Below are 9,219 nucleotides of genomic sequence, written 5' to 3'. Positions count from 1 at the left end.
CGGAGCGAGCGGGAAAAAACCAGGATCAGATCAGCGGCGCTTGAGCACGTGGATGAATTCATCACCCACGGTCTGCTGCTCCACGAGTTCGTTGCCGGTCTGCTTGGCAAACGCCTGGAAGTCGCGGATCGATCCGGTGTCGGTGGACACGACCTTCAGCAACTGACCGCTCGCCAGTTCCGTCAGCGCCTTCTTGGCGCGCAGGATGGGCAGCGGGCAATTCAGGCCGCGGGTGTCGATTTCTTTGTCTACTTGCATTGTCTTCGTGTGCTGTTCTGTTCAGTTATCCATTGTGTTACTCGTATCGCCTGTGCGTGGGGAGTGGGCTTTTTGGGCGACGGGTCTTTTGCTTAAGGGCGGAGGCCGGGAGTGCCCCCGGCGGGGCAGTAACTTTTTGGTCTTGCCCAAAAAGTCACCAAAAATGCGCTTTCAATACGGGGGCACGCGGTAAAACTCACTTCGCGCTGCGCGCTCCGTTCAGACAGCCACCGCGAGTCAGTTGGGAAGAGGTGTATACGGCACGTCGCTGCGCTCGTGCAGGTCGGTTTCGGCACGCCTGGGTTGGGAATAGTATGCCCGCCACGTATTGCAGAAATTGAGCGCGCCCTAAAAAACTGGCGCGCCCCGCGCGAGAGCAGCCGTGCAAGGGCCGCCCCGCCGCACTGACTGCGTCCCCCTTCCCGGAGCGACGAAGTCGCGTAGAGAGAAGGGGGAAGGCGCAAAGCGCCTCAGGGGGGTGCCCTCTACCCCAATCCACGGCGACGCTCTGCGTTTTCCTCCTCGGTGAAAAACACGGGCTCATAGCCGCGCGATTTCAGCCAGTCGGCCAACGCATAGCCCGTTCCCGCAGGCCAGCACTTGAGCTCACCCAGGTTCACGAATTGGAAGTCGACCAGCTCGGGCGACAGTTTGACCTCACCCTCGGCCACTACGTGGTACGCGATGATCACCTGGTTCATGCGCAGGAACTCGTAGGCCCCGACGATGGAAATCGACTTCACATCGAGATTGGTTTCTTCCTTCACCTCGCGCGCAATGCCCTCCGTGGGCGACTCGCCGGCCTCCATGAAGCCGGTGATCAGCGCAAACATCTTCGGCGGCCACGCCGCATTGCGAGCCAGAAGGATCTGGCCGTTCACCTCGACAATGGCCGCCAGCACCGGCGTCGGATTGTTCCAGTGCGTGAAGCCGCAGGCCGGGCAGCGCAACCGCTCTTTCTCGCCGCCATCCTCCATCAGGATCACGGGTTCGAGCGCGGTGGCGCAATGGGAACAGAAACGTGTCTCGTATTGCATTGTCATTGCGGGATCATGGAGTGCCGTGCTTCTTCGCCCAGCCAAAGAGGTGCCACCGAAGCGATCGATGTCATCACATCAGGTCAGGCAGGAAACACGCCCGTGGAAAGGTAGCGGTCGCCGCGGTCGCACACCACGAACACGATGGTTGCGTTCTCCTCACGCTCGGAGATCTGCTGCGCGACCACACAGGCGCCAGCTGCCGAAATGCCGCCAAAAATGCCTTCCTCGCGTGCCAGGCGGCGCGCCATGTCCTCGGCATCGTCCTGCGTCACGTACACCAGCTCATCGACCAGCGAAGCGTCATAGATCTTGGGCAGGTATTCCTCGGGCCACTTGCGGATGCCGGGAATGCGCGAGCCTTCCGTCGGCTGGGCACCGATGATCTTCACGTCCGGGTTCTTTTCCTTGAGGAACTTCGCCACGCCGGTGATCGTGCCGGTCGTGCCCATCGCGCTCACGAAGTGCGTGATGCGGCCCTCCGTCTGCGCCCACAGCTCGGGCCCTGTCGTCTCGTAATGCGCGCGGGGGTTGTCTGCATTGGCGAACTGGTCGAGCACCACGCCCTTGCCCTGCGCCACCATGGTATCGGCCAGGTCGCGGGCATATTCCATGCCGCCGCTCTTGGGCGTGAGAATCAGTTCGGCACCATAGGCCTTCATGGTCTGCGCACGCTCGATCGACAGGTCTTCCGGCATGATCAGCACCATGCGATAACCCTTGATGGCCGCCGCCATCGCCAGCGCAATGCCGGTGTTGCCCGAGGTCGCCTCGATCAACGTATCACCGGGCTTGATCTCCCCGCGCTCCTCGGCACGCCGGATCATCGACACGGCCGGCCGATCCTTCACCGACCCTGCGGGGTTGTTGCCCTCCAGCTTTCCAAGAATCACATTGCCGCGTGCGGCGTTGTTGGGCGCTCCAATACGTTGCAGCGCAACCAGCGGAGTCTGGCCGATTGCGTCCTCGATGGTCGGGTAGGATTTCATACCCCAATACTGTGCCATAATTCACGCTTCAGCGAGTTCACGCGCCATACATAGCCCGAGTGGTGGAATTGGTAGACGCAGCGGACTCAAAATCCGCCGCCGCAAGGCGTGCCGGTTCGATTCCGGCCTCGGGCACCAACGGTTTGTTGCTATGAAACTTGATAGAGTTTCCGCATAGTTTCACCAACCGCTTCCCCTAAAAAGCCAGCAGATCAAATCAGGTCTGCTGGCTTTTTGCATTGGGGTTTAGGTAACTGGCCCTGCATCCAAGACCTTGGCCGGTACTAGCTTGAGGTGCTTGCTCTCTCACGCATTTCGACTGACGCAGCGCAGTTCGTAGCGAGTACACGGCGCAGGTACCAACAGCAAAGCCACCTGAACCCCAGCCCTTGCGGCTGACGTGGGGTTGCAGGTGGCTTTTGGTTGTAGGGAACGAATTATAAAAATGCGAACCTATTTGCCGTTATCTCCTGATGCAATCTCTTTCGCTCTGCCTCAATGTCCAATCGATCGAAGGATCGAACAAATCGTTCAAGCTTTTCTCCAATATTTATATGGTACTTCCATAACGCTTGTGCACCAATATCCTGGATAAATACCAAAAAATTTACGGCATCAGAGCTTTCATTAAAAGGGCTGTGAGATATTGAAATGCATGCATCGCAATAAGACTTTAAAAAATAGTCATCAGCAAAAAAGTCATTTAATAACTGCTCAGTGTTTGTTGAATTGAATGATTTTTTTGTCAGCATATGCTCAATCATCAAAGATGATGCCCCCCCTTGCGCCAAGTAGTTTTGATAAATTTTTTCAAGACTCATATTTTCCATAAATCATCTCGCAGGCATCAAATGCCACACCTCTTGTGTTGTGGGGTTGTAAACCATTTCCAGCGTGCCATTGAAGTACCTATAAAAACCCGCCATTCGATCTGGAGTAATTGAGGATGCAGTCCCCAACACCTCTTCTGCCTGGAGGAATGGAGCGCCTCTACCGGTATTCCATAGCTTTTTGTAATAGTATTCAGAGAATTTAAACGGAGAACCTGCGGCTTCATAAAATCCATTGGATAATTTGATGGTTCTTCCTGCATTAGCTGAGCAAAATGCACTAGCTTCAGTAGCAGCGGGAGCCTTTGACAAGCCAGCTATATACCTACCAGCACCTCCGACCATTGAAGCGCCGACGGGCCACGATTCAAGAGCACGCATAGCCGCGCTCCATGGCGTTTCTGACTGAAACCCTGCTACTGACGCATCCCACCAACTTTGCCACGTCATCAAACCGAGTGGGTCAGTGCCATTGAGCGGATTCCCCCCCACATAGGCAAACCGATTCCACCCGCCATCCAACCCAATCGGATCAGCCTGAATGTACCTGCCACTGCTCGCATCGTAGTACCGATTGATGTTGTATGCGAGCCCCGTCTCCTGATCCCATTGCTGGCCCGGATACCGCAGGTTGAACGTTACCGCTGGTGCATAGCTCGCCGCGGTGACTGTGCTGCCTGGCTGTAAGTAGCCACCTGCGCCGGTCGTAGGAGACACCTCGCCGAATCCAGTGATCAGCCATTGCCAGGCCACCTGCCCGTCAGCGTTGGTGAGGCGGCGCGGCGTGTTCAGATGGTCCGTGTCGATCGCATAGATGCGGCCATTGATCTGCGCGGCTATGGGCATCAGGCCATTCGCAGTGGGCAGGTACAGGAGCTCGGTCGAGTCATTCTCTCCAGCCGGTGCTGCCGAGTTGCTGCTGCGCTGGCTGCTGTAGAAGCCCAGGGGACTTGTCTCATCATCGTCAGAGTAGAAGGCATGCTCGGACGATGTTGTCCCTGCGGTGCGCGCATCGGTCTTGAGCACACGCTGGCTGGAGCTGTTGTACACGTAGCTGACTGCCAGCGGATCGGTGCTGCTGGAGGTGTTCGTCAGCTTTGCGACCCGGCCATTGGCGCCGTAGTGCAGATACTGCCCCGCCGCATTGGTGAGCGAGCCACTGGCATCGTACTCATAGGTCTTGGCCGGAATAGTGCCGCCTGCGCTGCTGGACGTTGTGACACTGGCCAGTCGATTGGTGCCCGTCGTAGTTGCATAGGTGCGTGTGAGCGTGAGAGGAGTCCCGGTGCCCGTAGCCTTGGTGAAAACTCCGCTCGTGCGGTTGCCATTGGCGTCGTAGCTGTATCCGAGGCTGGTGTAGCCGACCAAGTCGGGCAGCGTGACACCCGCAGGTAGCGTGACAGCCGGTGTGGCCATCAGCGCATGGGCACTCGCAGTGAGGTTGCCAGTGGCGTTGTAGTTGAAGCTGCTGGAGACCATGCCACGCTGCGCGGGATCACTACCGCTACCCGGAATCATGTGACTCTGTGCAATGGCGGTCACGCGACCTGCCGCATCCCATGTGAGGTCCAGCAAACCGCTATGGATGAGTTGACCTGCGGTGTTGTACTGGCGACTCTCCAGAAGAGCGGATGGATCCGTCGGCGACATCTTGATGCCCGGCCATGTCCACTCCGTGGGCACGCCCAGCGGGCTCCACTTGAGGGCAGAGACCAGCGGAGCTCCATTCCACGCCATGCCAGTGATCAGGCCGGTGCTGTCATAGCAGACTCTATCCAAGCATCCAGATTTAATGGCTCAACAGCAGAGTCGACAGTCCAGAAAACTGAGCATATATTTGTTCTATCCTTTGAAAAATACGCAACAGTGGCATCCATGGCTTCTGAAATGCTTCCTCTGTGATTGCCTTCATAGCCGGTTGAGTAAGTAAACTCAGAGAAAAATCGAGGCTTTAGTAGGCAAGTATTTTCTGACTGCCATCCCGTTGGTGGATTGTCCATGCAAATACTCGCATAGGTTTGCGCAGAGGCATTCACAGAGAGTAATAAAAGAGTGGCAATGAATATTAATATTTTCTTTGATATTTTCATTTGTAAAAATCTCCTAATGATTAAGGTAATTATTAATATTCCTCGGAGGCATGAACAAATTACCTACAATATTTTTGCACAATCCTATTTCAAGATGATTTCTTCTGACGCGGGAGGAACCCCTACTAGCCCTAGAGCCGCCAACACGACCACTCAATGAACCGTTGCTTGTAGTTGTAGCCCTTGTTTGCACGCAGCTTGCTTGGTCAGCGCCGTGGTCTACCGCTCAGTCCTTTGACAGCAGACAGGCTCTATATTTTTTTGCAAGCGTTTTCCACCAGAAGTCATGCCGGTTTGCATCGCTCTGTCCTGCAGGTCGCAGGTTCTGTATATTGGGGCCCAGGAGGGTTTATGACGAGATACCGTCGAAGAAACGAGAATGCTGCCACCTGGTTTGGTTGGACCGCGGCGTCCGTGGTTTTTGCGCTCGCAGCCTATGGCATCTACTATCAATTCGTAGTCCATGCTGTCAACAAAATGAGCCAGGATCTCATCGAGTCGAGCAGCAATGCCTCCCAAAAAGCGCTTGCCCGCTCGCGCGAGCTGCAGTTGGAGCAGCAACGCCAGCGAGAAGAGAAGGAAGCAAAAGAGGCCGCTGCCGTCGAAGCCCAGCTACGCATCCAGCGCTTGGTTCAGGCCAAGCTGCAGCAAAAAGAAAAGGCATGGGAGGCTTACTACAAGCCGACACGAAAGTGCATCGAAGACCCCATCACCACAGAATGCGCCAACGCTCATATCCGAGCGAGGAATGCCTTCGAGGCGTCCTATAAAGATCCGGACTGACAGACAGAGAAAGACAGAAGAAAGAGAAAGAAAGAAAGAAAGAAAGAAAGAAAGAGAGAAAGAGAAAGAAAGAGAGAAAGCGAAGGGCAGGCCCCGCTATCCCTATGCCTCATCCCTCGGCATCCCATCAACTCCAAACACCGCCCCGCGCTCTTCCAGCTTTTCGCGCGCCGCGTGGTGCACCACTCCTCGCTTGCGGACATCCGCCTCCAGCAGCCTGCGCAATGTGACCTCGCTGACATTGGCGTTGCCCACCACTTCCATGCGTACGCCCCAGAACCTGTCGTTGGCAAAGCGATCCAGAATCTCCGCGTCCGCATCCGGGTTCATGGCCGCCGTGGCGCGTATGCCCTGGTTGGGGTCGGTCAGGAAAGGCTCCAGTTCCTCCGCGTTGGCCGCGCCGCAGGCTGCGACGTAGCGGCGCTCTTCTGCGGCCTTCTGTTCAGGTGTTTTCTTCGCCATGGTTCTTCCGGGAGTGTGCAATCTGGCACTTCGCTCCCATTGTCAATCAGCGCGCCGCTCCACGTCTTGAAACCGTTGGCCGCCGCGCACGCGTCTATCATCGCCAGCATGAAACTCGGCTACACCATCATCTACGTTCCCCAGGTATCCAAGACACTCGAATTCTTCGACAAGGCGTTCGGGCTTCGCACGAAGTTTCTTCATGAGTCCGGTGACTACGGTGAACTGGACACGGGAGAGACCACGTTGGCATTCGCATCGCACGAGCTGGGCCAGGCCAACCTCCCCAAGGGGTATGTTGCAGCGAGCGATTCCCTGCTGCCATTGGGGTTCGAGGTGGCGCTCACGACGGATGACGTTCATGCCGCCTACGAAACGGCGGTGTCCGCGGGCGCGGCCAGCCTCAAGAAGCCTGAGCTGAAACCGTGGGGGCAGACGCTGGCCTATGTCCGCTGTCCGGATGGAACGCTTGTCGAGTTATGCACGCCCATGGGCTGATCCCCTGCCCTTCACTGCCAGAATCCCATGATGATCTCCTCTTCACTTCGTTCCATTGCCGCGGCGCTCCTGCTCGCTGGTGCAACTACATCCGTCCTTGCCGAGCCCACGGCCCCGCAACGGGAATTTGCCGACACCATGATGCTCTGCAACTCCCACGCGTTGCTCCAGCATATGTATGCCCATGGCAAGCAGCTGCCGGGAGTGCCCAAGGCCGCGGACTACCGGGAGCTGGCCTACCGAGCTGCGGGCAAGGAGTATGTCGATCCCCTGCTCGAATCCAGGGCGGTGCGTGACAAGGCGGTCGAACAGCTGGAAGCGTTGCTGAACACCAAGCCCTATGACGGCTTGAGCGAGAAAGAGCGGGATGACCACATGAACGCCACCTGGTCCAAGGTCATCTCCACCTGCAATGAATGGGCTTCGGCCGGCGTCGGCAAGGCACCGAAGGGAAAGTAGCAAGCAGTGAGCAGCAGGGACGCACGTCCCTGCCTTTCTCAGATTCCCAGGAACTGGAAGGGCTGCGCAGGCTTGAACGCAGCCGTTGCGTCGCCCGCAAAGGGATGGTCCTGGTTCGGCCCGAGGTCCAGCTTGAGCACCTTGCCCTTTTCCCGGCTGAAGTCGATCTTCTTGAGGTCCACCCAGAACGTGTTGGGTGTGAGGGCCGATTCGAAGAAATACAGCTTCCGCTGGTGATCAAAAACGGTACGCCAGCGTGTCGAGGAGATGTTGGGTTCTCCCGGCGTCGTCAGGCCGTAGGGCACGGAGACATTGCGGATGACGCTGAACACGCTGGCCAGCGTCTTGTTCGGCTCCTGGTCCTTCGGGATGGCCTGGATGTAGAACGATGCCCGCGCAAATCGGTCCGCGGCACGGTTGGTGCCCGGCAGCATGGTGGTGCCGCCGATCTGCTTCCAGTAGGTATTGAGTGCCAGTTGCTGCTCGAAGATCGGCGAGTTGGTCATGACCTGGTACTCGCGGCTGTGGTGAATGACCTGCTTGCCTCCGATGTATTCCACGATGGCGCTGTCGCCGCTGGCATCCGAGATGGACAGGTGCAGCGTGGTCAGCCGGTTCTCTCCGGGCACGTTGTCCGAGACGATGGTGAAGGGCTGCTCCTTCAATGCCGTCACCGCTTCCTGGACTGTCGAGAAATTGTCCAGCACATACTGAGCCCATGCCGCAATCGTCAGGCCCGGCTTGCTTGAAGCATCGAATTCAGGATATTGCGACTCCACCAGCCACAGCAGGTTTGCGGCAAGGCCTGCCTCGTTGACGCCATCGGTCGTGGAAATGTCGTAGCCCGAGGTGACGACACTGCCATATTTGGAAGTCCAGCGCAGCGTGTTGGGCCCGGTCTGCCCGGTACGTTCCATGCCGCGCGGCCAGACCCAGAGGTTGCTGACGATGTCGCTTTTCCAATCCATGGAGCGCGCCGTGAGCACCTGTGCATTGTCTCCCACGAAAACAAGCCTCGTGCAGGCAAGCGCAGCAGGGGCCACCTGGGCAACCACCAGACCGACGAGCACCGACCTGGCCAGCGTGGCCAATACCTTGGGTGATTTCATGACAGACATCCTTGGTTGATTGAACTCCATGGCGTAACTATCGAAGCTCAGCCGGGCAGAGAGCTGCCGCTCGCCTTCCAGGAGCCGTCCTCCTGCTGGCAGAACCAGAATTGCCACGTCTCGGACTCACGGCTTCTCGTGACGTCCGCCTTGACAAGGCGGCATGTGTTGGCCGATCGGGTCTGCGCCGTCTGAAGCGACCGGAACTCCACGTTGATCGTCTTGGAGGGCACGGTATGCGCACTGCTCCAGCGCAGTGCGAAACCGTCACTCGAGCCATTCAGGACACTGCCCAGGGCGCTGCGGAACGAAGGCAGGTCCTTGGAGGGAATGTGCCGGATGATGGTGTCGTTCAGAAAGAATGCCGGGGCGGCATGACCCACCAGCGGCAACGCGGCGAGTGCCACTGCGAATGTGGCGACGTGTTTCTTGCAAAAGGTGGTTTTGTTCATGTGAAGAGCTTGATGCGGCTGGGGAAGCAATGAGAAGGTGGGCGATGGGGTTGCGGCGAATGCATGCCCCGTTTTCCATTGCGAAGGGCTTCGGGCCATCGCCATTGAAGCCAATTGATACACATACGTTACCACATGGAAGTCTCATATCTCCCCTTGGTCCACGCACTGCCGCTCGGTCACTTTGTCATGGGTATACGGGAACAGCGGCACCCTGCTTGCATCCCTATGATGGCGGCTCTGCCATCATGA

Annotated in this window: 12 protein-coding genes and 1 tRNA gene; 4 read left to right on the top strand and 9 right to left on the bottom strand. The window is 57.4% G+C overall.

Annotated features, from left to right (window positions below):
* Positions 1-30: 30 nt before the first annotated feature.
* The 3 genes from H9K76_RS06445 to cysM all read right to left on the bottom strand — a co-directional run bounded on the left by H9K76_RS06445 (position 31) and on the right by cysM (position 2,284).
* Complete coding sequence (locus H9K76_RS06445; RefSeq protein WP_187598888.1) at positions 31-258, bottom strand: sulfurtransferase TusA family protein; 228 nt, start codon at positions 256-258, stop codon at positions 31-33.
* Positions 259-743: 485 nt separating this feature from the next.
* Positions 744-1,295 carry an NUDIX hydrolase gene (locus H9K76_RS06440; RefSeq protein ID WP_187600485.1) on the bottom strand — a complete coding sequence of 184 codons (552 nt, stop codon included), beginning with the start codon at positions 1,293-1,295 and terminating at the stop codon, positions 744-746.
* 83 nt (positions 1,296-1,378) lie between these two features.
* A complete protein-coding gene (gene cysM, locus H9K76_RS06435) occupies positions 1,379-2,284 on the bottom strand; it encodes a cysteine synthase CysM (RefSeq protein WP_187598886.1) in 906 nt (301 codons plus the stop codon).
* A 53-nt stretch (positions 2,285-2,337) separates the two neighbouring features.
* On the opposite strand from cysM, the gene H9K76_RS06430 reads away from it, so the two are divergent.
* Positions 2,338-2,422, top strand: a tRNA-Leu gene (locus H9K76_RS06430).
* 299 nt (positions 2,423-2,721) lie between these two features.
* Here the strand turns inward: H9K76_RS06430 and H9K76_RS06425 are convergent.
* From H9K76_RS06425 to H9K76_RS06415, 3 genes are read right to left on the bottom strand one after another with little or no spacing between them, the layout of a single operon-like run.
* Positions 2,722-3,114, bottom strand: a complete 393-nt coding sequence (locus H9K76_RS06425; RefSeq protein WP_187598884.1) for a hypothetical protein — start codon at positions 3,112-3,114, stop codon at positions 2,722-2,724.
* 3 nt (positions 3,115-3,117) lie between these two features.
* The gene (locus H9K76_RS06420) at positions 3,118-4,851 is read right to left on the bottom strand and encodes an RHS repeat-associated core domain-containing protein (RefSeq protein WP_187598882.1); all 1,734 of its coding nucleotides are present in this window, start codon (positions 4,849-4,851) and stop codon (positions 3,118-3,120) included.
* Positions 4,852-4,859: 8 nt separating this feature from the next.
* Positions 4,860-5,204, bottom strand: coding sequence for a hypothetical protein (locus H9K76_RS06415; RefSeq protein WP_187598881.1), 345 nt, complete (start codon positions 5,202-5,204; stop codon positions 4,860-4,862).
* A gap of 351 nt (positions 5,205-5,555) precedes the next feature.
* Here H9K76_RS06415 and H9K76_RS06410 point away from each other — a divergent pair, with 351 nt between their 5' ends.
* The gene (locus H9K76_RS06410) at positions 5,556-5,987 is read left to right on the top strand and encodes a hypothetical protein (RefSeq protein ID WP_187598879.1); all 432 of its coding nucleotides are present in this window, start codon (positions 5,556-5,558) and stop codon (positions 5,985-5,987) included.
* A 102-nt stretch (positions 5,988-6,089) separates the two neighbouring features.
* Here the strand turns inward: H9K76_RS06410 and H9K76_RS06405 are convergent, their stop codons facing one another.
* Complete coding sequence (locus H9K76_RS06405) at positions 6,090-6,449, bottom strand: hypothetical protein (RefSeq protein WP_187598877.1); 360 nt, start codon at positions 6,447-6,449, stop codon at positions 6,090-6,092.
* A gap of 108 nt (positions 6,450-6,557) precedes the next feature.
* On the opposite strand from H9K76_RS06405, the gene H9K76_RS06400 reads away from it, so the two are divergent.
* Positions 6,558-6,947 carry a VOC family protein gene (locus H9K76_RS06400; RefSeq protein ID WP_187598875.1) on the top strand — a complete coding sequence of 130 codons (390 nt, stop codon included), beginning with the start codon at positions 6,558-6,560 and terminating at the stop codon, positions 6,945-6,947.
* 27 nt (positions 6,948-6,974) lie between these two features.
* Positions 6,975-7,406, top strand: coding sequence for a hypothetical protein (locus H9K76_RS06395; protein ID WP_187598873.1), 432 nt, complete (start codon positions 6,975-6,977; stop codon positions 7,404-7,406).
* A 38-nt stretch (positions 7,407-7,444) separates the two neighbouring features.
* On the opposite strand, the gene H9K76_RS06390 is transcribed toward H9K76_RS06395, so the two are convergent.
* Both H9K76_RS06390 and H9K76_RS06385 read right to left on the bottom strand, forming a co-directional pair.
* Positions 7,445-8,515, bottom strand: coding sequence for a linear amide C-N hydrolase (locus tag H9K76_RS06390; RefSeq protein WP_187598871.1), 1,071 nt, complete (start codon positions 8,513-8,515; stop codon positions 7,445-7,447).
* Positions 8,516-8,562: 47 nt separating this feature from the next.
* Positions 8,563-8,967 (bottom strand): hypothetical protein, encoded by a 405-nt coding sequence (locus H9K76_RS06385; RefSeq protein ID WP_187598869.1) that lies wholly within the window; start codon positions 8,965-8,967, stop codon positions 8,563-8,565.
* Between the last annotated feature and the right edge of the window lie 252 nt (positions 8,968-9,219).

It is taken from the genome of Diaphorobacter ruginosibacter (assembly GCF_014395975.1).
GTDB lineage: Bacteria > Pseudomonadota > Gammaproteobacteria > Burkholderiales > Burkholderiaceae_C > Diaphorobacter_A > Diaphorobacter_A ruginosibacter.
Note: the sequence above shows the minus strand (reverse complement) of the source record. Positions and strands in the feature narration are given on the sequence as shown.